The organism is Pseudomonas sp. NFACC04-2, assembly GCF_900119265.1.
GTDB lineage: Bacteria > Pseudomonadota > Gammaproteobacteria > Pseudomonadales > Pseudomonadaceae > Aquipseudomonas > Aquipseudomonas fluorescens_AA.
On sequence record NZ_FPJC01000011.1, the window covers coordinates 179,236 to 202,350 of the forward strand.

Below are 23,115 nucleotides of genomic sequence, written 5' to 3' on the forward strand. Positions count from 1 at the left end.
GCACCGATCAACAGCTGCTTAAGATTCAACTGGGCCACCTAGAAAGGGAACTTCGGGCTGAGGAAGAAACGGTCGAACCAGCCTGGCTGACTCGCATCGGCAAAGGCACCAGTGCCCGAATAGGTGATGCGCGCATCGGCCACACGGGTGGACGAAACGGTGTTGTCAGTGGCGATGTCGTCGGCGCGAACCATGCCGGCGATGCGCACCAGCTCGTCACCGGTGTTGAGGGTCAGCCACTTCTCGCCCCGTACGACGATGATGCCGTTGGGCAATACATCGGCGACGGTCACGGTGATCGAACCGGTCAGGCTGTTGCTCTGGCCGGACTTGCTGTCGCCCTTGGTGGCACGGTCAGCGTTGTACCCGGCGTTGAGGCTCAGATCGCCACCACCGATCGGGTTGTTGGTGGTCAGACTGGAGCCGAACAACGAGGTCAGGCCGACGCTGGTCTCGCTGGTCTTGTCGATCTGCGAGTTGGCGTTCTTGCTGGCCTGGGTCCGCTCGTTCAGGGTGATGGTGATGATGTCACCGACCCGGAAGGCCTTGCGGTCGCTGTAGAGGTTCTGCTCGAAGCCGGCCTGGTAGATCGAGCCATTGTTGGCGGCAGCCGGCAACGGCGTGCGTGGCAACACCGGAGCGTAATACGGGTCATTGGGCCTGGGTGTCGGCGCGACACAGCCCGCGAGTGCGGTGATGCCACTCAGTGCCAGAACAGATACGAAGCGTTTCATGACCCTACCTCTTGGTGTTGCAGGCGACCCTGGAGCCGCCCTGTCTACGTAATGACGGGCGTTGTGACGATTACAGATTCTGCGTAACGAACGAGAGCATCTGGTCGGCGGTGGAGATCACCTTGGAGTTCATCTCGTAGGCACGCTGGGTGGTGATCATGTTGACCATCTCCTCGACGGTGCTCACGTTGGAGGTTTCCAGGGTGTTCTGCAGCGTGGTACCGAAACCGTTCAGGCCCGGGGTGCCGACTTGCGGCGCGCCGCTGGCGGCGGTCTCCATGAACAGGTTGTTGCCCACCGCTTGCAGGCCGGCCGGGTTGATGAAGTCAGCGGTCTGCAGGTTGCCGATCACCTGTGAGGCAGGGTTGCCCGCAATGGTGATGGACACGGTGCCGTCGCGGCCCACGGTGAAGGTCTGGGCATCGTTCGGAATGATGATCGCCGGTTCCAGGGCGAAACCGCTGGCGTTGACGATCTGGCCATTGGAGTCGAGGTGGAACGTACCGTCACGGGTGTAGGACGTGGTGCCGTCCGGCTGCAGGATCTGGAAGAAACCGCGACCGTCGATGGCCATGTCCAGCGGCTGCTCGGTGGTCTGCAGGCTGCCGGCGTTGAAGTTTTTCTGGGTGCCGACAATGCGTACACCGGTACCCACTTGCAGGCCCGACGGCAGTTCGCTGTCCTGGGTCGACTGGGCGCCAGGCTGGCGTTTTACCTGATAGAGCAGGTCCTGGAACTCGGCGCGATCCCGTTTGAAACCCGTGGTCGAGACGTTCGCCAGGTTGTTGGAAATAGTAGAAAGGTTGGTGTCCTGGGCGGACAGACCTGTTTTGGCAACCCAAAGAGCCGGAAGCATTCGATTCTCCTCGTACGCCTGTTTTTCGGCGCAGCGCTGTAATTAATGATTAGATCTGCAAGACCCGAGCCATGGCTTCATCGCCTTCTTTGGCGGTGTTCATCATCTTGACGTGGAGTTCGAACTGCTTGGCCAGGGCCAGCACCGAAGTCATTTCATCCACGGCGTTGACGTTGCTCGCCTCCTGGAAACCCGACACCAACTGCACGTTGGCATCGATGGGCGCCGGCTGGCCGTCCTTGGTACGGATCGAACCGTCCAGGCCCTTGGTCATGTTCTTGAGGTCCGGGTTGACCAGCTTGATGCGGTCGACTTCAGCCATCACCCGCGGGCCCTCACCCATGGCGCGAATGCTGATGGTGCCGTCCTGGCCGATCTCGATTTTCTGCTCCGGCGGCACGGCGATCGGACCACCGTTGCCCATCACCGGCATGCCGTTGCCGGCTCGCAGCACGCCCAAGGCGTCGACATTGAGGCTGCCGGTGCGCACGTAGCTTTCACCGCCGTCGGGGTTCTGCACAGCCATCCAGCCCGGCCCGCTCACCGCGACGTCGAGGTCACGACCGGTTTCCACCAGTGCGCCCGGAGTGAAGTCAGTAGCGGGACGCTCCGACAGGGCAAAGGCCCGCGCCGGAAAGCTGTCGCCGAACACCGGCATCGAGCGCGCCTGCTCCAGGTCTTTCTGAAAGCCATTGGTGGAGATGTTCGCCAGGTTGTTGGCATGGGCCCGCTGCGCCAGTGCGTTCTGGCTGGCGCCGGTCATTGCCACATAAAGGTACTTGTCCACTGTCGTTCCTCTGCATGCCGGACGTTTGCCGCCCACTGCTGTGTTGCACAGCCTTAAGCAATTTGCAGACCAACTTCCCCCTGATGCCACATAGGCCTGTAAACAAAGGGCTTGAGAGGGTTGGCGGGCTTGTGGAAATGTATCGAAGACGAAAAACCGGCGCAGTTATGCCGGTAAGTGGCAAGTGTCAGCCCTTGATCCCCCCGGGGGCGGCTGGGTGCACTCCCCTGCCGCCTCTGGGTCTGCGTCAGTCAGGCATCCACCCCTTGATCCATTGTGCCGTATAGGCATCGTCGAAGACCCAGTTGTCCAGCACTTGCTCGCGCAGTCGCGCGGCTTGGCGCCGTGAGGCTTGTCGATCAGCCAGGTGATCACGAATAGCCTCCAGCCAATGTTCCCGGCTGTTAGCCACGCGCGTGATGGCGAGATCACCCGGGTAATCGACGATATCGCTGCCGATCACGCTGTAGCCGCAAGCGCCATACTGCAGATGCTCCAGCGAACTTGCGCCTTCGCCTGCCTGGCCGAAGCCCCGAGGTGCGAGGGCAATATCCAGATTGAGGCTTGCCATGACATCGGGGTTGTCGTGAACGTCATCATGAACCTCGCTGGCGAGCGGTCGCAGATACGCCGGCACATCACCCCACAGCACCCACTCCACCTGACCGGCCAGCGCTTGCATCAGCTCGATGAGCAACGGCTGAACGAAGGGCTGTGCCGGGTCGATATCGCAGCCTATGCGAGGCATGTCAAACGTCTGGCGCACATTGGGGAGGTTGCGCCATCTGCTATCCAGACGCGTTTCAAGGACGCGAATATCGCGGTGCAGTCCGGCACAGGCTTGAGCCATCGCAGGGGTCGCCACAATGATGCGGTCGACCAGGCTTGCCACCTGCTGCAGTGAAGTCGTCCACCCAGGGATCGCTGCCGTCAGCGCATCCAACTCAAGGACCTTGAAGGCTTTTGAGAGGGTTTTGATGCGCTGCATCTGCTCCAGACGCTGCGGGTCGACCTGATGCTGGAAGACAATGATATCGGGGTTGTAGCGCGCAAGCGTCGTTGCCGGTAACAGGCTATTGCTGATGCAGCCTTCGATTTTGCCGCAGTCACGCAAAGCAGTGAACGGCTCGACAACTCGCAGATTGGCGGCTTTTGCCGACTTCGCAGGATGCACCAGCACCACCGGAAGCGGTCGCCAGGAAAGCGGGCGCCAGGTCAACTCGTTGATAGCTTCCAGTTCAAAGCCGGCACCGCGCAACGACAGGTTGCTGTTGTAGGCGGGATCATTGGCCAAGACGCTCAGCCATTTGCTCAAGGCCTGCTCTTGCTCCATGGCGAAGCGTTGCTGGTTGAGTGGGTCCTTGCCGACGCTTGACCAGGTCGCTTCCCCTTCATGCAAGAGCATGGCATGGGGGGTCCAGACATTCAGGTAGCCAAGGTTCGCCACCTTCAGGCACAGGTCCAGATCGTTGCAGGTGATTTGGAACTGCGCGTCATCCATACCACCGGCTTCCAGATAGATCGCTGTGCGGATCATCAGACAGGCCGCACTGACCGCACTGGCGTTCTGGTCGACCAACAGGCGCTGCATGTAGCCGCCACCGTTGGCAGCCTGATCGATGAATGGGCTGCCAGCGGGGCCGCGCAGCCCAGTGATCAGACCTGCATGCTGGACGGTGCCTGCCGGCGTAACCAGCTTGGCACCGACAACCCCCACTTCCGGGCGCAAGGCGTGGTTGAGCAACTCGTCCAGCCAATCTTCGCGAATGACTGCCGTATCGTTGTTCAACAACACCAGATACTCGCCGCGCGCCTGGCTGGCCGCCAGATTGTTCATGGCGCTGAAGTTGAACAGATGGGGGAAGCGGATGACACGGACCTTGTCACCCCCGATCGACTCCATCTCGCTCAGCCATGTGAGCGCCTCTTCGGTCTCGCTGCCATTGTCGATCAGAATGATCTCGAAATAGGGGTAGCGGGTCTTCGACAACAGGCTTTCCACGCAGCGCTGCAACAGTGGCAACTGGTCCCGGGTAGGAATCAGGATCGACACCAAGGGCTGCTGATCATGACCGTACTTGATGTGGTAATGCCGGGCCGGTTCCTGCAGGACCCTGGCGTTCGCGTAGCCGCGATTATCCAGGTGCCGTTGCAGGGCAAGGCGCTCGTCCGGGCTATCGACAAGGTAGGGTGTGTCGCTTGCCACCAGCGGTTCGCTCAGGTGGGCAATGCCGTTCATGCTACCGCTTTCGATCAGTCGCAGGATCAAGTCCAATTCAAGCGCTGCGGGCACTTGCGGGTCGTAACCGCCAACCTCCAGCGCCAGCCCACGACGGATCAGCCAATGGCTGGCCATGGCCAATGGCAGGCTCAAGAGGTAGTCGAGGTTGATATCAGGTCGGCAAACCGCTTGAGGACCAGTCTCCGAGCGATACATGCCATCGCAATAGATCATTCGGCAGCCATCGGCACCCGGCAGCTCCAGATCGAGCATCAACGTGCCGGCGGGCAGGACCTCGTCTCCAGCCGTCAGCAGCATGATCCAGTCGCTGTCGTCTGCCTGCAGAATCTCGTTCAGTTCGAAGGCCCCCGGGTTGACGCATGTCAGCCAGTGCAGGCTGTCGGGCAGATTGGCAGGCGATGGCGAGGTGCTCAGGACCACCAGGCGCAAGCTGATCGATGAGCGTGATCGCCACAACGCAAGACTTTCCAGGGTATCGCTCAAGGCATTGAAATCGCCCAGGGGATCGCGCACCAACAGCGTCAGGCTGGTTTGTCCGCTGAGCTGTTGACGACGCCCGTCGACGAGCTGCTGCTGAATCGGCGTCAGTACGCGGTTGCGTAGCCAGTCCTTGACGGAAGGTACGCGGACATCAATGGCATGCTGGATGGCAGCTTGCTGAGTGATATCGATGAAACGCTCCAGCTGAGGCCAAAAGGCCTTTTCAAGGTCCAGCCAGCGCCTGCGCGCCTGCATCACGGTTGCGCGGGCGCGCTCCAGTCCGCCCAACTCGTCATAGAGCGCCGAGCCCGCATCACCAAACTGCTCGACGAAAGGCTGGGTCTTGACGTGACCGCCGGGCATGTAGATAACCGGGCAGCCACAGAGCATGGCTTCGGTGCACGTCGCTGAGATTTCGTAACTGTAAAGCGTTGAAGCGGTTTGGAAGATCTGCGCTAGCTCGGCCAGGGTCTTGGGGTTGGCCATGCTCAGGATTTCGATATCGTCCGGCAGCAGCGAATAGTCCACTTTGGTCTTGTCGAAGCGGTGCAGATACAGGTAGTTGCCACTGCGCTGCACCGGCTCGGTTGGCGGCGAAAACAACTCCGAGTCGATGACGGGCAGCAGGAGCAAGTTGTTGCTCTGGCTGTCGCCACCAAAATCCTGGGTGTAATAAAAGAACAGGTCTGACTTCTGCACGCTGATCGCACGGCCGGTGAGAAAGCCTTCGCGATTGAGGAGATAACGCGCCACGATTGGAGCGCCAACCGGGTTGCCGTCCATCACTTCGGGATAGACCGCAATCGGCGCCAAGCCGATTGACCGATGGTGCCGCCGCAGTTCATCGGTCAGGATCGGCGTGCGCAGTTTCGGGTTGACCTGGCATGGGGTGAGATAAGCCTCGTAGCCGGACAGGTTCAGGACGTGGCACAGGTAGTGCAGCACGCATACCCCCGAAGAGGTTTCCCGGTAGTTAGGGGCGACAATGTAGTAGGGGTGACGCGGCTTGCCATGCACGGATGGGGTGATCATACGGTTGCCTTGGGGCTGGAGGGCTGCTCACAAATGACGAAGACACTGGCACACAGGTCGGGATAGACCATCCCCAGCGCATGGCAGGCATCCATGAAGCGGTCATCGATCAGTTGGGTTTCCAGGGCTTTGTCCAGCTGGAAGTTGGCCAATGGCTTGAAGAACACCCCGCCACGGTGACTCACTTGCCAACCGGCGCTGCGTACTTCGTGATCGAGGGTGTCGAGGGTGTAGGTGATCCGGTGGCCATGCAGCCGCTCGCCTTCGGTCACGGCACTGTTGTGTTCGATCAAGCCCATCTTGACGGCGATCTGCCGCGAAGGGGCATTGGCGTTCGGTACGGCGATGAACAGGCGACCGCCGGGAGCAAGCCAGCTCCGCACGCGCTTGAGCACCGCCTGGCGGTCGTCGAGGTGCTCCAGGGTGTGAATCAGGAAAATGTTATCGAAGCGCGGCTCCAGCTCGGCCTCTTCAAAGGTACTGCAGACGAACTTGACGCCTGAGCCGACCTTTTTCCGGGTGACGTCAATCAGGTCGCTGGCCGCCTCGATGACCGTGAGGTCAGCAAAGCGCTCGGCGAACAGCGTCGTAAAAGCCCCCTCGAAGCAGCCCATTTCCAGGGTTGGACCCTCCGCCAGCCAGGGACCGAAGCTGTCCAGCATGTAGCGTCGCAGGCGCGCATCGAAGTCGTAGAAGTAGCTGCGATGAGCGTTATCCTGAAACTCTTTGTTGTAATCACGTACGGACATGGCGTTATTCCTGGCTTTTCCTGTAGAAACGATGTTCTTCAGGTTGGTACCACTCATGGAGGGTCGAGGGAGTACGGGCATACCACCCCAGCAGTTGTTGCATGCTCGGTGTTTGCGAGCGGCAGAAGTCTTCGCCCAAAGCTCGGCAATAATCGAACTGCGGTTTGAAATAGCTTCGCGTGAAGGTCAGTGTCAGGCAGCGTCGTGGCTGATCGGTACGATTGACGCCGGCGGCATGCCAGATACGTGAGTCGAACAAGTAGATCGAACCGGCACTGCCCAAGGCCTTGCGGGCCTGTGCCTCGAATACCTGAGGGTCGGGTTTTTCAGGAGCGGTGTGCGAGCCTGGCAGAAACAGGGTAGCGCCGTTGTCGACGGTGAAGTCGTCGAGCAATACCAGCGCCTGGGCCATCTGCATGGACTCGGCTGACCAGGAACGCACGTCCCGGTGCACGTTACGCACGTAGGCATCAGTGCTGTTCAGGTTGTTCAGGCCGCCGAACGAATTGAGAATCGCAGCACCGCCCAGCATATGCCGCAGGACGTCGACGATCCCCCATTCGGCGAATCGATCGAGCAATTCGACGAAACGGGTGTCTTGCGCAAGTATATGGTGCGCGGTCTGCTCGGTTCGCTGAGTGATACCGTTCTCCAGTTGTACCCGACGGCAACGGTCTATGGCACACGCCAAGTCTTCACGCAGTTGGTCGAGCAACGGATCGGTAATCAGCGAGGGCAGACAGACGTAGCCGTTCGCTTGCAGCTCCTGCAAGATCGGATTCACAGGCTCTCTCCCCGCGCGGCTTGCCATGCGCGATACTCCTCGGCGCTCACGCCAAGCATGATGCGATCCCAACGCTGGCCCTTGCGGTAGTACCACTGGCGCTGCACGCCCTCGATGACCCAAGGGGTCTTGCGCGTGTAGGTCGCCAGCGACGCTGCGTTGTACTCGATGATGGTGGTCGAGAGACGACTCAGGCCCAGTTCGTCGAAGGCATAGCGCATCACCGTGGCGATCACGTCGGTGCCGTGGCCTTGGCCGCGCAGGGAGGGATCACCGATCATCATGCCGTGTTCGGCTGTGCGGTTTTTCCAGTCGATACTGACCAGGTTCGCCGTACCGATCAGGCCATGGCCCGGGACCTCGATACCGAAGCGCTGGTTGAGCGAGTCGTTCTTGAGGCCCAGCAGCCAGTCCCGTTGCGCTTCCCGCGATGTGGGGAAATGCCAGCCACCCAGCAGACTCCAGAGGGCTTCGTCGTTGGACCAGTGATGCAGCAGCGGCAAGTCCTCGAGTTCCAGCGCTCTGAGCAGGATGCGTTGACCTAGAATGCTCATGATTTCCCCGTGTTCTGAAGGATGGCGTCGGCGAGACGATTCATGTCATCGACGTTGTATCGCTGGTCGATCGGCAGCGGCAGCAAGCACTGTGCCCAATCCTTTTCGATGGGCGGCGCCGTTGGGCTGCTCAGCACTTCACGCCAATAGCTGGGTACATAGATGTGTTGGTCCAGCAGTCGAGCGTGTAGCCGGAGCGCCGTCTCGGCGGACTTGACCAGCAGCGGGTAACACAATGCGGCAACGGGCTGCGCGGGCCAGATGGCAAAGCGGTTGAGGTGGTCCAGGCGCCCGCGCAAATGCGCCAGATTGTCTATCCTGCGCCTGGCAACTTCGTGGTAATCGATACTATCGAGCAGGCGCGCGGTACTGGCGGCCATGGCCTTGATGCCATCGCTCTCCAATGCCTGTTCCAATGCTTGGAAGCTTGCATAGTGATGTTGCGGAGGGTCTTCAAGACGCCCCAGCAGCGCGGCAAAACGCCCCTGTGAGCGACTGGTCGGCGCTTGCGGCAGATCAGCGGGCGCATTGACCAGCCAGCCACCATCGGCAACGCCGACGAACTTACGGGGTGAATACAGGGTTGCAATCCCAGGCAGCGGCCGGGAAAACAGCGCCTGGGAATTATCCACGATCAATTGCTCGCCGTAGCGAACAGCGAGCACTTGGCCGATGTAGTCAGCCTTGAGCCCAAAGTAATCGACGAACAGCAGTGCCTCATCGGCTTGCAGGGCTGGGAAGTCCGGCAGCTCAAGCCGTTCGGTCAATGCATAGCGCAATACCTCGATGCCGGATCCGCGCAACACGTCCTGCATGACATCGCAGATGTAAAAAGGCAGATGAACCCGGCGCAGGCTGCGCGCCATTACCAGTGCCTTGAAGGCCGAGCGGGCCGAGTTGAAGGCAACGGCCTGCGGGTAAGGATTATGTCCTTTGCGCAGCTCCAGTTCGAAATAACCGCCGATGGCTTCAGGCACGGACAATTTCTCCACCTTTTGCCCAGGCCCCCACGGTCTGCGCGTCGTTGTACATCAAGACGTCGAGAATCGACAAGCCGGGCACGAAGGGTTGTTCACGCCCTCCCTGCCGGTAGTCGGGTAAGGTCGCCTTGAGCAACTCAAGGGTAATACCAACCTGTTGGAATACCTCGGCCTGGTAGAGGTGACCGCCATTGAAAGGATTGAGGTAGTGAGTGCCGGCGCAAGCCTGGACCACTTCGAGCACCCGATCCTGGGCTTTGCTGTCCGCGCAAATCGACAGATCGCTGGAGCGCATGATTGGCGTTTGCAACCCTATCAGTGCGCAGCAGGCTCGTAGGATTCGTTCGTTGAGCTCGGCAATGCTCGAAGCCGGCTCGACCAGCAGCGCTTCCAGCCACGCCAGCATGTACGGGGCGTGGGGCGCGCGACGATAGGCGAAACTCAGCTTGTTGAGGATATCGCCAGGATCGAACGTCTCGGCAATACGTTTTTCCATGATCTGCTGAGTGTGACTGCCCTTGCTCAATGGAACACGGAACCACTTCGGTTCCTGCTCCAGCAGGTAACGGTTGCGCTCGATCCAGCCGTTCTTGATGAACTGCACATTGTCGTAAATGACAAAACAGTCGACAGCGGCGATCAGCTGGAAATAACCCAGGTATGGCAGGAAATAAGGTTGCATGAGCGCAACCCGGTACTGCTCGTCAGCTACAGGGACGCACTTCTTCGAAGTATTGGCCTGGCTCATGCCTCCCGGGCCCTGAGCAGTACCTCGATGATTCGCGCCTGGGTCTGCGGATCGAGATCCGGATAGATTGGCAGGCAAAGTACCTGGCGGGACACGTTATAGGCATTACCCAATTGAGAGAGGTCCGAACTGGGAAGACCGCGATACATTGGAAACTCGCATATCAGCGGGTAGAAATACCGGCGCACGAGAATGTTTTCTGCGCGATAGCGGTCGTACAGCTCGTCCCGACTCACCCCGAACCGCTCACCATCGACCAGGATCGGACAATAAGCGAAATTCCAGTCCAGCCCCTGCGGTTGCTCCAGCAGGCTGATACCGGGAATACCCTCCAGGGCGCTCCGATAATACTCAAACACCTTTTGCCGACGGCTGAGAGCCTCATCGATGTAGCGTAGCTGCAGCACGCCGAACGCCGCCTGCAGTTCGTTCATCTTCCCGTTGATGCCGGGAGCCATGACCGTGACTTCATCGGCGAAACCGAAATTCTTCAGGTAATCGATACGCTGCTTGATTTTTTCGTCACGGCAGATGATGGCGCCGCCTTCGAATGTATTGAAGACCTTAGTGGCGTGGAAGCTGAGGATCGACAGGTCGCCGTTGTTGAGGACGCTTGCGCCGTTATGCCGGACCCCGAAGGCATGTGCGGCGTCATAGATAACCTTGAGTCCGTAGGTATCGGCGACGGCCTGGATGCCCTCGACATCACAGGGAATGCCATAGCAATGAACCGGAAGAATCGCCGATGTCGCCGGAGTGATAGCCTCGGCGATACGCCGTGGGTCGAGGTTCTTGGTCACTGGGTCGATGTCCACGAACACTGGCTTGAGGTTGTTCCACAGCAGCGAGTGGGAGGTGGCCACGAACGAATAAGGCGTCGTGATGACTTCACCCGTAATGCGCAAGGCCTGGAGCGCGGTCACCAAAGCCAGGGTACCGTTGGAAAACAGCGACAGATGCTGGACGCCGAGGTATTCGGCCAACTCCTGTTCCAGTTGTTCGTGGAAGGGCCCGCCATTGGTCAGGCGCTTACTGTCCCAGATTCGCTGCAGGTAAGGGGTGAACTCTTCCAGAGGAGGTAGCAGCGGGCTGGTAACGGTAATGGAATCGGCCATGGGTACACTACTCGGATGACTGAAAAATGGCACACGACTCGGGAGCTCCTCTGACGCGGCGTTGCATCGCGGTCTATATCGGCGGGCTGCAACGCCATGAAACCGACAGCTGACTCTTGATGTGGGGGTACCCCAGCAAAAAATCGGCCAACTCCCGGTGCCCCCGATAATCGGTTGCCCTTAAGGGGCGTCTTTACCGACCTCATACTCACGCAACTTGTTGGCAATGGTCGTATGGGAAACTCCCAGCCGCTTGCCCAATTGCCGGCTGCTCGGGTGCTCGGAATACAGGCGCTCCAGCACGGCTTTCTCGAAGCGTCCGACGATGTCGTCCAGCCCCCCCTCAAGGGAAAAATCGCCAAGGGGCTGACGTACACCGTAGTCCGGCAGACGGATATGCTCGGCCTTCACCTTCCCGCCGTCGCACAGGGAAACGGCCTGGAACAGCACGTTTTCCAGCTGTCGGACGTTGCCCGGCCAATGGTAGTGACTGAGGCGGTCCATCGCCGCCGGGGCCAGCTTGGGCAGTGCACAACCGATCTGGCGGCTGGCCTGGTCGAGGAAATGTTCCACCAACGGCCCCAGGCCATCGAGGCATTCGCGCAGGGGTGGAATGTGCAGGGAAAGCACGTTCAAGCGGTGGTACAAATCCTGACGGAATTCGCCCCGCGCGCAGAGTTCGGACAAATCGACCTGGGTGGCGCAGATCACCCTGACGTCCAGGTACACCTCTTCATCGCTGCCGACACGCCGGAAGCAACCGTCCTGCAGGAAGCGCAGCAATTTCACCTGCAGGCGCGGGCTCATCTCCCCGACCCCGTCGAGGAACAGCGTTCCTCCCGCAGTCAGTTCCAGCAGGCCGAGCTTGCCTTCGGCCCGGGCGCCTTCGAAGGCCCCCGGCCCATAGCCGAACAGTTCGGTCTCGGCCATGGACTCCGGCAGCCCGGCGCAGTTGAGTGCCATCAATGGCGATTGCCCGCGGGGGCTCGCCAGGTGACAAGCGCGCGCCAGCAACTCCTTGCCAGTGCCGGTTTCGCCCTCTATCAAGAGCGGCGCGTCCAGCGGGGCCATGCGCCGGGCCTCACGGACCACCGCCGCCATCACTTTCGAACTCTGGAAAATACTGTCGAAGCCGCGCAACTCCTGCTTGCGCACGTTATAGATCCGCTCCCCCACCCGGTCGGCCCGGTGCAGTGTCAGTACCGCACCGGCCATGGCTTCGCTGTCGTCGTGCTCCGATTGCAGTGGCGCGATGTCCGCCAGGAACACATCGCCCTTGACCTTGACCCGCAAGCCGTTGATGCGCGACTGGTTGGCGCGCACCAGTTCCGGCAAGTCGAAATCTTCTGCGTAACGGGACAGCGGAATGCCCGGCACCTCGTCGACACGCACCCCGAGCAACTGCGCCGCCGCTCGGTTGGCCGCGACGATGGAGCCCCCCATATCGATGGACAGCACCGGAAACTCCAAGGCGCCGAGCAAAGCGTTGAGTTCCATGTGCCGACGCTCGCTGGGCATCAGTCCTACGCGCTTGACGCCAAACACCCCGGCGATGCCTTCGAACTTCGGACGCAATGCCTGGAACTGGATGTTGATCAGGTTTGGGCAGTGCAGGTAGATCGCGTTGCCATGCTCACCACCGACCTCCCCTCGGGCGACGTTGATGCCGTACTCCACCAACAAGTTGAGGATGTCTCGCAGGATGCCGATGCGGTTCTGGCAGTGGACTTTGATGCGCATGGAAAGGCCCGGGTGCGTATGAGATAGAAAGGCGCGCCATTCAAGCCCCGCGTCGCGAGGCCCACAAAGGGTTTCTGCGTGGCAGCGCAATTAGTCGTCAAGATTATGTGACAGTTGTAGGCCGATTCCCACCGGGAAATCCCGAGAACATCGTAGCCCAGGTCAATTCGTAACGAAAACTTTACGAATTTGCTTTTCTTTCTCCTGACCCACCTTTGTCAGCGTGCTGCACATGCCGCTGCTTCGCGTTATCTCTATTGCATCGCTGGACATAACAACAAACACATCATCCCCCTGAGGGAAATCAGCAGGAGAGCAGCATGAAGCAGACGCAGTACGTGGCTCGCGAGCCCGATGCGCAAGGTTTTATCCACTACACCGCTGAAGAACACGCGGTGTGGAACACGCTGATCACCCGCCAGCTGAAAGTCATCGAAGGCCGTGCGTGCCAGGAATACCTGGATGGCATCGACAAGCTGGGCCTGCCCCACGACCGTATCCCGCAACTGGACGAAATCAACAAGGTGCTGGGCGAGACCACAGGTTGGCAAGTCGCCCGGGTGCCAGCGCTGATTCCCTTCCAGACCTTCTTCGAATTGCTCGCCAGCAAGCAGTTTCCTGTGGCGACCTTTATTCGCACCCGGGAAGAATTGGATTACCTGCAGGAGCCGGACATTTTCCACGAGATCTTCGGCCACTGCCCGCTGCTGACCAACCCTTGGTTTGCTGAATTTACGCACACATACGGCAAACTCGGCCTACAAGCGTCCAAGGAAGAACGGGTTTACCTGGCGCGCCTGTACTGGATGACCATCGAGTTCGGCTTGGTGCAGACCCCGCAGGGCCGACGCATCTATGGCGGCGGCATCCTGTCTTCACCCAAGGAAACCGTGTACTGCCTGTCGGACGAGCCAGAACATCAGGCCTTCGATCCGCTGGAAGCCATGCGCACGCCATATCGCATCGACATCCTGCAGCCGGTGTATTTCGTGCTGCCCGAACTCAAGCGTCTGTTCGACCTGGCTCACGAAGACATCATGGGCATGGTCAAGCGCGGCCGGGAGCTGGGCTTGCATGCTCCGAAATTCCCACCAAAAGCGGCGTGAACCGCCTCTTTTAATCCCAATTGAGTCTGTTGCACGACGCCGCTTTGCTTTAGCGTGGGTGCATCGACGTTTTCCAAATATTCGATCCAGGAACACACCATGAACACTCTGAACCAAGCCCATTGCGAAGCCTGCCGCGCCGATGCCCCGCAAGTCAGCGACGAAGAACTGCCGGTGCTGATCAAGCAGATCCCCGACTGGAACATCGAAGTGCGCGACGGCGTGATGCAGCTGGAAAAAGTTTTCCTGTTCAAGAACTTCAAGCACGCCCTGGCGTTCACCAACGCCGTCGGCGAGATCTCCGAGGCCGAAGGCCACCACCCTGGCCTGCTCACCGAATGGGGCAAAGTCACCGTGACCTGGTGGAGCCACTCCATCAAGGGCCTGCACCGCAACGACTTCATCATGGCCGCCCGCACCGATGACGTGGCCAAGACCGCCGAGGGCCGCAAGTAATGCACTTCGACGCCATCGGCCGGGTCCCCGGCGACCCGATCCTCGGCCTGATGGAGGCCTACGGGGCGGACAGCAACCCGAACAAGTTCGACCTGGGCGTGGGTGTCTACAAAGACTTCCAGGGCCTGACGCCGATACTGCAATCCGTGAAACAGGCCGAGCAGCAATTGGTGGAACGGCAGACCACCAAGACCTACATCGGCGGTCATGGCGACGCCGCGTTCGGCCAACTGATCAATGAGCTGGTGCTGGGCGCCGACTCACCGTTGATCAGCGAAAAACGTGCTGGCGCCACCCAGACACCGGGCGGCACCGGTGCCCTGCGCCTGAGCGCCGACTTCATCGCCCAGTGCCTGCCGGGCCGTGGCGTATGGCTGAGCAACCCGACCTGGCCGATCCACGAAACCATTTTCGCGGCGGCCGGGGTCAAGGCCAACCATTACCCGTATGTGGGCGCCGATAATCGCCTGGATTTCGAGGCGATGCTGGCGACCTTGAAACAGGCGCCCAAAGGCGATGTGGTGCTGCTGCACGCCTGCTGCCACAACCCCACCGGGTTCGACCTGTCCCATGAGCAATGGCGTCAGGTGCTGGAGGTGGTGCGCAGCCGCGACCTGCTACCGCTGATCGACTTCGCCTACCAGGGCTTCGGCGATGGGTTGGAGCAGGACGCCTGGGCGGTTCGGCTGTTTGCCCAGGCCCTGCCGGAAGTGCTGGTCACCAGTTCCTGTTCGAAGAACTTCGGCTTGTACCGCGATCGTACCGGTGCGTTGATCGTTTGCGCCCAGGATGGCGAGAAGCTGGTGGACATCCGCAGCCAACTGGCAAACATCGCCCGCAACCTCTGGTCGACACCGCCGGACCATGGCGCGGCCGTGGTGGCGACCATCCTCGACAACCCGGAACTCAAACGCCTGTGGGCCGATGAAGTCCAGGCCATGCGCCTGCGCATCGCGCAATTGCGCAGCGGTTTGCTGGAAGCCCTCGAATCCCATGGCTTGCGCGAGCGCTTCGCCCATATCGGCGTGCAACGCGGGATGTTTTCCTACACTGGCCTGACGCCGGAACAGGTCAAGCACCTGCGCGAGCGCCACAGTGTCTACATGGTCGGCACCGGCCGGGCCAACGTGGCCGGCATCGACGCCACGCGCCTGGACCTGCTGGCCGAGGCGATTGCGGATGCGTGCAGATAACACCTGTGGCGAGGGAGCTTGCTCCCGTTCCCTGTAGGAGCTGGCGAAGCCTGCGATCTGTTGATCTTTAGCTTGGGACTCAAGTGTCTGGGCAAAGATCGCAGCCTCGCTTCGCTCGGCAGCTCCTACGAGCCCGTCCACTCCCGGACAAACTGTCCGACATCTTCTTGCGGCGCGGTGCGCGCTTCTTTCTGCGGTGTGCCCAGGTAGAGGAAACCGATCACCTCTTCCCCCTCTTCAAGGCCAAGCCCCCTGGCCACATGCGGCGAATACGCCAGCTCACCAGTACGCCACACCCCACCCACCCCTTGGGCATACGCAGCCAGCAAGATGCCATGGGCCGCGCAGCCGGCCGCCAGCAGTTGCTCGGATTTCGGGATTTTGAAATGGTCCTGCAAACGGGCAATCACCACCACGACCAGCGGCGCGCGCAATGGGCCGTTGAGGGCTTTTTCCACGACGGCTTCGGGGACGAGCGGGTCATTGAACTTCGCCGCTTCGGCCAGCAGTTCGCCCATGCGATACCGCGCCTGCCCCTCGACTGTCAGAAAGCGCCAAGGCCGCAACTGGCCATGATCCGGCGCCCGCATGGCCGCGGCGAACATGACCTCGCGCTGTTCCAGCGTGGGTGCCGGTTCCACCAGGCGCGGGACAGAAACACGATTGAGCAAAGCGTCGAGAGCCTGCATCGGCCACCTCCTGAAAAAATGTTTGGCTATTCTAGCGGGAAGCGCCGCCGGCTGCCGGTTTACATGCCGCTTGTCGCGGGTAGAATGGCGCCCTTCCCTTTACAGCCCGAGCGGACTTCATGGCGTTGCCGACCCTGCGGATCATTGGTTTCATCATCGGCATCTTCCTGATCACCCTGGCGATCTTCATGGTCGTGCCCATGGCCACCCTATTGGTCTTCGAGCGCACCCGCGACCTGCCGTCGTTCCTCTGGTCGAGCATGATTACCTTCGTCGCCGGCCTGGCGCTGGTGCTTCCCGGGCGCCCGGAACACATCCACCTGCGTCCGCGGGACATGTACCTGCTGACCGTCAGCAGCTGGCTGGTGGTGTGTATCTTCGCCGCCCTGCCCTTCCTGTTGACCCAGCACATCAGCTATACGGATTCGTTCTTCGAAAGCATGTCGGGCATCACCGCCACCGGCGCCACCGTCCTGAGCGGCCTGGACACCATGTCCCCGGGCATCCTGATGTGGCGCTCGCTGCTGCACTGGCTCGGCGGTATCGGCTTCATCGGCATGGCGGTGGCGATCCTGCCGCTGTTGCGCATCGGTGGCATGCGGCTGTTCCAGACCGAGTCGTCGGACCGCTCGGAAAAAGTCATGCCCCGGTCCCACATGGTGGCGCGATTGATCGTGGCGTCCTATGTGGGCATCACCATCCTCGGCACCTTGGCGCTCTGGTGGGCCGGGATGAGCCTGTTCGATGCCATCAACCATTCGATGTCGGCGATCTCCACCGGCGGTTTCTCCACCTCGGACCTGTCCCTGGCCAAATGGACCCAGCCGGCGGTGCACTGGATCGCCATCGTCATCATGATCCTCGGCAGCCTGCCGTTTGCCCTGTATGTCTCGACGCTGCGCGGTAATCGCCGGGCGCTGATCAAGGACCAGCAGGTCCAAGGGCTCATCGGCGTGCTACTGGTCACCTGGCTGGTACTCGGCACCTGGTATTGGGCGACCACCGACCTGCATTGGCTGGACGCGCTGCGGCACGTGGCGCTGAACGTGACGTCCATCGTCACTACCACCGGCTTCGCCCTGGGCGACTACAGCCTGTGGGGCAATTTCTCCTTGATGCTGTTCTTCTACCTGGGGTTCGTCGGCGGCTGTTCGGGCTCGACGGCTGGCGGGATCAAGATTTTCCGCTTCCAGGTCGCCTACATCCTGCTTCGGGCCAACCTCAACCAACTGATCCACCCCCGTGCGGTGATCAAGCAGAAGTACAACGGTCATCGCCTCGACGAAGAAATCGTCCGCTCGATCCTCACGTTCTCGTTCTTCTTCGCCATCACCATCTGCGTGATCGCGCTGCTGCTGTCGTTGCTGGGCGTGGAGTGGATGACGGCCCTGACCGGCGCAGCCAGTACCGTATCCGGTGTCGGCCCGGGGCTGGGGGAAACCATCGGGCCAGCCGGCAACTTCGCACCGCTGCCGGACGCGGCCAAGTGGATTCTGTCCGCAGGCATGCTGCTGGGCCGGCTGGAGATCATCACGGTGTTCGTGCTGTGTATCCCGGCGTTCTGGCGCCACTGACCGGTTCAGGCTGGCTCGCCAATCGCGCCCGGTATTCGCCGGGCGTAGTGTCAAACCAGCGGCGAAAGGCCCGGAAAAAATTGCTCGGGTCGGCGAACCCCAGCAGGTAGGCGATTTCCAGCAGCGTCATGCCTGGCTGCGCCAGGTACTGCTCGGCCAGTTCACGACGGGTGTCTTCGAGCAGGTTCTGGAAACTGGTGCCTTCTTCCTGCAAGCGCCGCTGCAAGGTGCGCTGCGACAGGTGCAACGTCTGCGCCACCACGTCTCGCTTGGGTTCGCCCTGGGGTAACAGCCGACACAATACTTGTCGCGCCTTGTGGGTCACGCGGCTTTCCGAAAAACGCGCGAGGTACTCCCCGGCAAACCGGTCGTGAAGCTGTGCCATGGCTTCATTGGCCGTCGGCAGTGGCGCCTCCATGTCGGCCCGCTCAAAGATCAGCGCGTCATAAGGCGCGCCAAACACCAGCGGCGCGGGGAAGGCTCGGTGATAAGGCGCCAGGTCCAACGGCTCCGCGCCCTGGAACAACACCTTCACCGGGTGCAGGGTGCGCCCGGTCAACCAACTGCACAGGGCCAGCGCACAGGCCAGGGACGCTTCGGCACTTTGACGGGTTGGGGGCAGATGGTCGCCATGCACCGTCAGGATCAGCCCGTAGCCCCCTTCCAACTGGCGAAAACTCAAATCGGCGCTTTCGGCAATGATCCGCTGGTAACGCACCAGCCGTTGGAAACCCTCCACCAGGGTGCGACTGGACATCAAGGCATAACCAACCACATGGAACGAGGCCGGGCGCACCACTTTGCCCATGTTCAAGCCAATGGCCGGGTTACCCGACAATTCCACGGCACGTTGCCAGAGCCGGGTCATCGAGTCCTGGGGGAAACGCGCATCCGGATCCTCCAGCGCATCGAAGTCCAGCCCCAGTTGCTTGAACAGCACCCGACAATCCAGGCCGTCCATTTCCAACGCCTTGACAATCCCCATCGCCCAGCTTGAAGAAGTGGTTCGTTCGCTCATGACGTTTTACTTGCATGACGAGCCGCAGGGTACGGCTGGATTTGCGAAGGATACTAAAGTGGCGCTGATTGTCACTGGCCGTAGCGGTCGATGGCTCTAGACTTCAAGTAGCAGAACAATAACCACAGAGCCAGCCGTTGTGGAAAACCCTAAACGATTCAATAATTTCGCCGAGTTCTACCCGCATTACCTCAGCGAACACAGCAACAGCACCTGCCGACGATTGCATTTCATCGGCACCTCCCTGGTTATCCTGGTGCTAGCCCTCGCTCTCGTCGTGGGTAACGGGTGGCTGTGGCTCGCCCTGCCCGTGGCCGGCTACGGCTTCGCCTGGGTCGGGCACTTCTTCTTCGAAAAGAACCGTCCCGCCACCTTCCAGCATCCGCTCTACAGCCTGCTCGGCGACTTCGTCATGTACCGCGACATGCTGCTGGGCAAGGTCGCGTTCTAATAAGGACTGCCGATGAGCAACCACGCGCGCTTTACCCACATGGAAGAAGGCACCCAGCAAGACTGGGCGATCATCGCGGCCGACTTCAGCGCCTATGCGCGGCAATTGCCGGGCCGGATTATGGCCCACTTGAAGCTGCTGGACGGCGATTTCGGCGGGTTCCCGGTGGATCGCCTGACTCATTCCCTGCAAACCGCCACCCGCGCCTACCGTGACGGGCGGGACGAGGAATATGTGGTCTGCGCCCTGCTCCACGACATCGGCGACACCTTGGGTTCATACAACCACCCGGACATCGCCGCGGCGATCCTCAAACCCTTCGTCAGCGCCGAAAACTTGTGGATGGTGGAGAAGCATGGGGTTTTCCAGGGCTATTACTTCTTCCATCACCTGGGCATGGACCGGCACCTGCGCGAGCAATTCAGTGGCCATCCGCAATACCAGGCGACCATTGATTTCTGTGCGAAGTACGACGCGGCGGCCTTCGATGCCGAATACGACACCCTGCCGTTGAGTTTCTTCGAGCCGATGCTGGAAAGGGTCTTTGCCACGCCGAAGCAATCGATCTACAAGGCGGCGATGGCTGACATACCGGCCTGACAGACACAGCAAAACCCGTGGCGAGGGAGCTTGCTCCCGCTGGGTGGCGAAGCCGCCCTGTTTTTGGGGGCTGCTGCGCAGCCCAGCGGGAGCAAGCTCCCTCGCCACAGGGGGTTATATGTTTGCTTGCGAAAGCATCAGACCGGTCTAAACCGGCTCGGCCACTTTCAACTCAGCCTTGAGCAACGCTTCGCGCGCCTGGGCTTCCGCCAGCCGATACAACTCGATCGACCCATCCCAATGCTCGATCAGCGCCGTGCAGGATTCGACCCAATCGCCACAATTGAGGTATTGCACCTCGCCCACCATGCGTATCTCGGCGTGGTGGATATGCCCACAGACCACACCATGCAGTTCGCGCTTCACACACTCGTGGGCGATGGCTTCTTCGAAATCGCTGATGAAACTGACGGCGGTCTTGACCTTGTGCTTGAGGTACGCCGACAACGACCAGTAGCCATAGCCATAACGGGCACGCCAATGGTTGAGCCAGCGGTTCAGCGTGAGGGTGAACTCGTAGGCCGAATCTCCAAGGAATGCCAGCCAGCGGTGGTAACGGGTGATGACATCGAACTGGTCGCCATGGATCACCAACAAGTGCCGACCATCGGCGGTGACGTGCACCGCTTCGTCCACCAACTGAATATTGCCCAGGATCAGCTTCGAATAACGCCGCAGGAATTCGTCATGGTTGCCGGTGACGTAGATCACTTCGGTACCGCGCTTGCTCATGGTCAGCAAGCGACGAATGACGTTGGTGTGGGCCTGGGGCCAATACATGCCACCGCGCAGTTTCCAACCATCGATGATGTCACCCACCAAGTAGATCTTGTCGGCGTGGTAGCCCTTGAGAAACTGCGACAAGTGCTCGGCCTGGCAATCCCGGGTACCCAGGTGCACATCGGAAATCCACAGGGTGCGAACACGCTGCTTGCGGCTGGGTTTGGCGAGCTCGGCGCTGGTCATTGGGCAACCCTCTATCGTTTTCGCCACTGTGCACGCCAGTGGTTAATGACCCATGACAAACACAAGTCCATTGCATGACAGCGCGGGGCGGTGTGCCCTCGGTGTATGCTGGCGGCCTGACACGGGAGACCGCGATGAGACCGATCCTCACGCTACGCCACTACAGCCACGATTTGATTGTCCACAGCCACGATCACGCGCAACTGGTGTTCGGGTTGTCCGGCGCGCTGGATTTCGAGGTCGAAGGGCGTGGCAGCCAGGTGGTGCAGCAGAGTTTCGTGGTAATACCCGCCGGTGCCCATCATGCCTGCGGCAGTCCCCAGGGCAGTCGCTGCCTGGTGCTGGATGTGCCCAGTGACGATTGGGTCGGGCAATGCCTGGGGGATCACGCCGACGCCAGCCGCCGCTTGCTCGACGACACCGCTCGCCTGCCCCTGGACGCGGGACAAAGCCAGTTGGTCAGTTGGCTGGCGGGCAGCCCGGTGGACGACCCGGTGATCGCCCAGCAAGGCGCGGTGCTGCTGCTGGCGAGTCTCAATGGCGTTAGCCAGCGCTCCCTCGGGGGCCGGCGCCTGCCCTACGCCGCGCTCAACGCCCACATCGACCAGAACGCCGCCTACCCGTTGCAAGTGGCGGACCTGGCACGGGTCGCCGGCCTTTCCAGCGCCCGCCTGCACGCACGCTTCGTCGCCGAATGCGGGCAAACCCCGATGGAGTACATCCGCAGCCGCCGCTTGCACCAGGCGGTGACGTTGCTGCGCGATTCGGACCTGCCCATCGGTGAGATCGCCCACCGGGTAGGCTACAACTCCCAGAGTGCTTTCGCCGCGGCGGTGCTGCGGGAATTCGGCGCCTCGCCGGGCAAGCTGCGGCGTCAGCGCTAGATGCGCGCTAAAAATCGCTAGGATCGCGACAGACACAGCCTCCTACCAAACGCTTAAATGTCCTGTAGGAGCTGACGAGTGCAACTCCTACAGGACTGGTGTTTATCCGCAGGTTTGTCTTATTTGTTGAAAGGATTGAAATGACGCCCCGTACCGCCCTCGGCGCCCTGCACATTGGTGCACTCATGTTTGGCCTGACCGGTGTCTTCGGCAAACTCGCCGCGGCTTCGCCCACGGTCATCGTGTTCGGTCGCGCCGTCTTCGCCGTGCTGGCCCTGGCGGTGTTCGCCCGGTTCGCCAGCAGCAGTCGCTGGCAGAAACTGCGGGCACAGGATGGCCGGCGATTGCTGCTGGGCGGCCTGTTGCTGGCCGGGCACTGGGTGAGTTTCTTCATCGCCGTGAAGGTGGCCGGCGTGGCGGTCGCCACGCTGGGGTTCGCCAGTTTCCCGGCCTTCACGGTATTGCTCGAGGGGCTGATCTTCCGCGAGCGGATTCGCGCCAATGAAATCTGGCTGGTGGTGCTGGTGAGCATCGGCTTGGTGTTGGTCACGCCGAACTTCGACCTGGCCAGCGGTGCCACCACCGGCCTGCTGTGGGCCGTGGCGTCGGGGCTGTTGTTTTCCCTTTTGTCATTGACCAACCGTGCAGGCTCCGCGCATGTACCGCCCGTACAGGCCGCGCTGTGCCAGAACGTGGTGGTCGGGTTGTGCCTGTTGCCGATGGCCGCGCCACAACTGAACGACGTTCGCCCCCTCGACTGGTTGTGGATCGGCTTGCTCGGCGTGTTCTGCACCGGCCTGGCCCACAGCCTGTTCGTCGCCAGCCTGGCGGTGATCAAGGCCCGCACGGCGGCGGTGGTCTTCGCCATGGAACCGGTCTACGGCATCGCCATGGCCTGGTGGCTGTTCGACGAACGCCCGACGCTGCGCATGCTACTGGGCGGCGTGGTGATCATCGCGGCCATCGTGATCTCGAGCCAGCTGGGCGGTTCGAAGAAACCGGGTGTCGGTGCCCAAGCCGCGTCTCACTGAACCCGGTCGTTGTGGCCCAGGTCCCGCTCCGGGTCGATCCGGTCGCGGACCCGCTGCTTGAGGACCTTGGCCTCGGGAAAACCGCCATCGACCTTGCGCTCCCAGATTTGCACACCGTCGCAACTGATGTGGAACACACCGCCGGTGCCCGGCACCAGGGACACTTTGCCCAGGTCGTCGCCGAAGGTGCTGAGCAGTTCCTGGGCCAGCCAGGCGGCGCGCAGCAGCCATTGGCACTGAGTGCAATACGTGATGACGACTTCCGGCTTGTGTTCGGTCATTGCGGGTGACTCCTGGGTTCGAAGGCGTCGTTATAATACCTGCCTTTGATCGCCCACCCCGAGAT

The 23,115-nt window shown here is 61.0% G+C and carries 23 protein-coding genes; 8 read left to right on the top strand and 15 right to left on the bottom strand.

The window, feature by feature from the left end:
* Positions 1-38 precede the first annotated feature (38 nt).
* The 11 genes from flgH to BT125_RS16715 form a co-directional block, all read right to left on the bottom strand.
* Positions 39-734 carry a flagellar basal body L-ring protein FlgH gene (gene flgH, locus BT125_RS16665; RefSeq protein ID WP_072408543.1) on the bottom strand — a complete coding sequence of 232 codons (696 nt, stop codon included), beginning with the start codon at positions 732-734 and terminating at the stop codon, positions 39-41.
* 70 nt (positions 735-804) lie between these two features.
* The gene (gene flgG / locus BT125_RS16670) at positions 805-1,590 is read right to left on the bottom strand and encodes a flagellar basal-body rod protein FlgG (protein WP_057448533.1); all 786 of its coding nucleotides are present in this window, start codon (positions 1,588-1,590) and stop codon (positions 805-807) included.
* A 49-nt stretch (positions 1,591-1,639) separates the two neighbouring features.
* The gene (locus BT125_RS16675) at positions 1,640-2,377 is read right to left on the bottom strand and encodes a flagellar basal body rod protein FlgF (RefSeq protein WP_060738660.1); all 738 of its coding nucleotides are present in this window, start codon (positions 2,375-2,377) and stop codon (positions 1,640-1,642) included.
* 247 nt (positions 2,378-2,624) lie between these two features.
* Positions 2,625-6,131, bottom strand: coding sequence for a glycosyltransferase family 2 protein (locus tag BT125_RS16680; RefSeq protein WP_072408545.1), 3,507 nt, complete (start codon positions 6,129-6,131; stop codon positions 2,625-2,627).
* The gene (locus BT125_RS16685) at positions 6,128-6,880 is read right to left on the bottom strand and encodes a class I SAM-dependent methyltransferase (protein WP_072408547.1); all 753 of its coding nucleotides are present in this window, start codon (positions 6,878-6,880) and stop codon (positions 6,128-6,130) included. Before BT125_RS16685 ends, BT125_RS16680 begins: the two co-directional genes overlap by 4 nt.
* 4 nt (positions 6,881-6,884) lie before the next feature.
* Positions 6,885-7,664, bottom strand: coding sequence for a phytanoyl-CoA dioxygenase family protein (locus tag BT125_RS16690; RefSeq protein ID WP_083564514.1), 780 nt, complete (start codon positions 7,662-7,664; stop codon positions 6,885-6,887).
* Positions 7,661-8,218 (bottom strand): GNAT family N-acetyltransferase, encoded by a 558-nt coding sequence (locus BT125_RS16695; protein WP_072408550.1) that lies wholly within the window; start codon positions 8,216-8,218, stop codon positions 7,661-7,663. The genes BT125_RS16690 and BT125_RS16695 overlap by 4 nt, the downstream gene beginning before the upstream one ends.
* Positions 8,215-9,201, bottom strand: coding sequence for a hypothetical protein (locus BT125_RS16700; protein WP_170866840.1), 987 nt, complete (start codon positions 9,199-9,201; stop codon positions 8,215-8,217). The genes BT125_RS16695 and BT125_RS16700 overlap by 4 nt, the downstream gene beginning before the upstream one ends.
* Entirely contained in the window at positions 9,188-9,880 is a 693-nt protein-coding gene (locus BT125_RS16705) for a WbqC family protein (protein WP_170866841.1), read from the bottom strand. Before BT125_RS16705 ends, BT125_RS16700 begins: the two co-directional genes overlap by 14 nt.
* A gap of 62 nt (positions 9,881-9,942) precedes the next feature.
* Positions 9,943-11,061, bottom strand: a complete 1,119-nt coding sequence (vioA, locus tag BT125_RS16710) for a dTDP-4-amino-4,6-dideoxy-D-glucose aminotransferase VioA (protein ID WP_072408556.1) — start codon at positions 11,059-11,061, stop codon at positions 9,943-9,945.
* A gap of 180 nt (positions 11,062-11,241) precedes the next feature.
* On the bottom strand, positions 11,242-12,801 hold the full coding sequence (locus BT125_RS16715) for a sigma-54-dependent transcriptional regulator (RefSeq protein WP_072408558.1): 1,560 nt from the start codon (positions 12,799-12,801) through the stop codon (positions 11,242-11,244).
* 320 nt (positions 12,802-13,121) lie between these two features.
* Here BT125_RS16715 and phhA point away from each other — a divergent pair, with 320 nt between their 5' ends.
* The 3 genes from phhA (at position 13,122) to BT125_RS16730 (ending at position 15,556) form a co-directional block, all read left to right on the top strand.
* Positions 13,122-13,907 carry a phenylalanine 4-monooxygenase gene (phhA, locus tag BT125_RS16720; RefSeq protein WP_053120239.1) on the top strand — a complete coding sequence of 262 codons (786 nt, stop codon included), beginning with the start codon at positions 13,122-13,124 and terminating at the stop codon, positions 13,905-13,907.
* 99 nt (positions 13,908-14,006) lie between these two features.
* Positions 14,007-14,363 (top strand): 4a-hydroxytetrahydrobiopterin dehydratase, encoded by a 357-nt coding sequence (locus tag BT125_RS16725; RefSeq protein ID WP_003184087.1) that lies wholly within the window; start codon positions 14,007-14,009, stop codon positions 14,361-14,363.
* The gene (locus tag BT125_RS16730; RefSeq protein WP_072408560.1) at positions 14,363-15,556 is read left to right on the top strand and encodes an amino acid aminotransferase; all 1,194 of its coding nucleotides are present in this window, start codon (positions 14,363-14,365) and stop codon (positions 15,554-15,556) included. The genes BT125_RS16725 and BT125_RS16730 overlap by 1 nt, the downstream gene beginning before the upstream one ends.
* 125 nt (positions 15,557-15,681) lie before the next feature.
* Here the strand turns inward: BT125_RS16730 and BT125_RS16735 are convergent, their stop codons facing one another.
* Positions 15,682-16,245, bottom strand: a complete 564-nt coding sequence (locus BT125_RS16735) for an NAD(P)H nitroreductase (RefSeq protein ID WP_072408562.1) — start codon at positions 16,243-16,245, stop codon at positions 15,682-15,684.
* Between the two features lie 119 nt (positions 16,246-16,364).
* Between BT125_RS16735 and BT125_RS16740 the strand changes: the two genes are divergently transcribed.
* Positions 16,365-17,819 (top strand): TrkH family potassium uptake protein, encoded by a 1,455-nt coding sequence (locus tag BT125_RS16740; RefSeq protein WP_072408564.1) that lies wholly within the window; start codon positions 16,365-16,367, stop codon positions 17,817-17,819.
* On the opposite strand, the gene BT125_RS16745 is transcribed toward BT125_RS16740, so the two are convergent.
* Positions 17,776-18,837: an AraC family transcriptional regulator gene (locus BT125_RS16745; protein ID WP_072408566.1), complete on the bottom strand. Its 1,062-nt coding sequence runs from the start codon at positions 18,835-18,837 to the stop codon at positions 17,776-17,778. The two genes, BT125_RS16740 and BT125_RS16745, sit on opposite strands and share 44 nt — an antisense overlap.
* 139 nt (positions 18,838-18,976) lie before the next feature.
* Between BT125_RS16745 and BT125_RS16750 the strand changes: the two genes are divergently transcribed.
* Positions 18,977-19,288 carry an Mpo1-like protein gene (locus tag BT125_RS16750; protein WP_072408568.1) on the top strand — a complete coding sequence of 104 codons (312 nt, stop codon included), beginning with the start codon at positions 18,977-18,979 and terminating at the stop codon, positions 19,286-19,288.
* A gap of 12 nt (positions 19,289-19,300) precedes the next feature.
* Positions 19,301-19,888, top strand: a complete 588-nt coding sequence (locus BT125_RS16755) for an HD domain-containing protein (RefSeq protein ID WP_072408570.1) — start codon at positions 19,301-19,303, stop codon at positions 19,886-19,888.
* 147 nt (positions 19,889-20,035) lie between these two features.
* Here BT125_RS16755 and BT125_RS16760 read toward each other — a convergent pair whose 3' ends face one another.
* Positions 20,036-20,854 (bottom strand): UDP-2,3-diacylglucosamine diphosphatase, encoded by an 819-nt coding sequence (locus tag BT125_RS16760; RefSeq protein WP_072408572.1) that lies wholly within the window; start codon positions 20,852-20,854, stop codon positions 20,036-20,038.
* A gap of 134 nt (positions 20,855-20,988) precedes the next feature.
* Between BT125_RS16760 and BT125_RS16765 the strand changes: the two genes are divergently transcribed.
* Entirely contained in the window at positions 20,989-21,738 is a 750-nt protein-coding gene (locus tag BT125_RS16765; protein WP_072408574.1) for an AraC family transcriptional regulator, read from the top strand.
* A gap of 140 nt (positions 21,739-21,878) precedes the next feature.
* Positions 21,879-22,769 (top strand): DMT family transporter, encoded by an 891-nt coding sequence (locus BT125_RS16770; RefSeq protein WP_072408575.1) that lies wholly within the window; start codon positions 21,879-21,881, stop codon positions 22,767-22,769.
* Here BT125_RS16770 and BT125_RS16775 read toward each other — a convergent pair.
* Entirely contained in the window at positions 22,763-23,050 is a 288-nt protein-coding gene (locus BT125_RS16775) for an Rdx family protein (RefSeq protein WP_072408576.1), read from the bottom strand. The two genes, BT125_RS16770 and BT125_RS16775, sit on opposite strands and share 7 nt — an antisense overlap.
* Positions 23,051-23,115: the final 65 nt, after the last annotated feature.

Bases quoted from the DNA above. Each gene is read 5' to 3' on its own strand.
- flgH (WP_072408543.1), bottom strand. From the start codon at position 734: ATGAAACGCTTCGTATCTGTTCTGGCACTGAGTGGCATCACCGCACTC.
- flgG (WP_057448533.1), bottom strand. From the start codon at position 1,590: ATGCTTCCGGCTCTTTGGGTTGCCAAAACAGGTCTGTCCGCCCAGGAC.
- BT125_RS16680 (WP_072408545.1), bottom strand. From the start codon at position 6,131: ATGATCACCCCATCCGTGCATGGCAAGCCGCGTCACCCCTACTACATT.
- BT125_RS16685 (WP_072408547.1), bottom strand. From the start codon at position 6,880: ATGTCCGTACGTGATTACAACAAAGAGTTTCAGGATAACGCTCATCGC.
- BT125_RS16695 (WP_072408550.1), bottom strand. From the start codon at position 8,218: ATGAGCATTCTAGGTCAACGCATCCTGCTCAGAGCGCTGGAACTCGAG.
- BT125_RS16705 (WP_170866841.1), bottom strand. From the start codon at position 9,880: ATGCAACCTTATTTCCTGCCATACCTGGGTTATTTCCAGCTGATCGCC.
- vioA (WP_072408556.1), bottom strand. From the start codon at position 11,061: ATGGCCGATTCCATTACCGTTACCAGCCCGCTGCTACCTCCTCTGGAA.
- BT125_RS16715 (WP_072408558.1), bottom strand. From the start codon at position 12,801: ATGCGCATCAAAGTCCACTGCCAGAACCGCATCGGCATCCTGCGAGAC.
- phhA (WP_053120239.1), top strand. From the start codon at position 13,122: ATGAAGCAGACGCAGTACGTGGCTCGCGAGCCCGATGCGCAAGGTTTT.
- BT125_RS16725 (WP_003184087.1), top strand. From the start codon at position 14,007: ATGAACACTCTGAACCAAGCCCATTGCGAAGCCTGCCGCGCCGATGCC.
- BT125_RS16730 (WP_072408560.1), top strand. From the start codon at position 14,363: ATGCACTTCGACGCCATCGGCCGGGTCCCCGGCGACCCGATCCTCGGC.
- BT125_RS16735 (WP_072408562.1), bottom strand. From the start codon at position 16,245: ATGCAGGCTCTCGACGCTTTGCTCAATCGTGTTTCTGTCCCGCGCCTG.
- BT125_RS16740 (WP_072408564.1), top strand. From the start codon at position 16,365: ATGGCGTTGCCGACCCTGCGGATCATTGGTTTCATCATCGGCATCTTC.
- BT125_RS16745 (WP_072408566.1), bottom strand. From the start codon at position 18,837: ATGAGCGAACGAACCACTTCTTCAAGCTGGGCGATGGGGATTGTCAAG.
- BT125_RS16755 (WP_072408570.1), top strand. From the start codon at position 19,301: ATGAGCAACCACGCGCGCTTTACCCACATGGAAGAAGGCACCCAGCAA.
- BT125_RS16760 (WP_072408572.1), bottom strand. From the start codon at position 20,854: ATGACCAGCGCCGAGCTCGCCAAACCCAGCCGCAAGCAGCGTGTTCGC.
- BT125_RS16765 (WP_072408574.1), top strand. From the start codon at position 20,989: ATGAGACCGATCCTCACGCTACGCCACTACAGCCACGATTTGATTGTC.
- BT125_RS16770 (WP_072408575.1), top strand. From the start codon at position 21,879: ATGACGCCCCGTACCGCCCTCGGCGCCCTGCACATTGGTGCACTCATG.
- BT125_RS16775 (WP_072408576.1), bottom strand. From the start codon at position 23,050: ATGACCGAACACAAGCCGGAAGTCGTCATCACGTATTGCACTCAGTGC.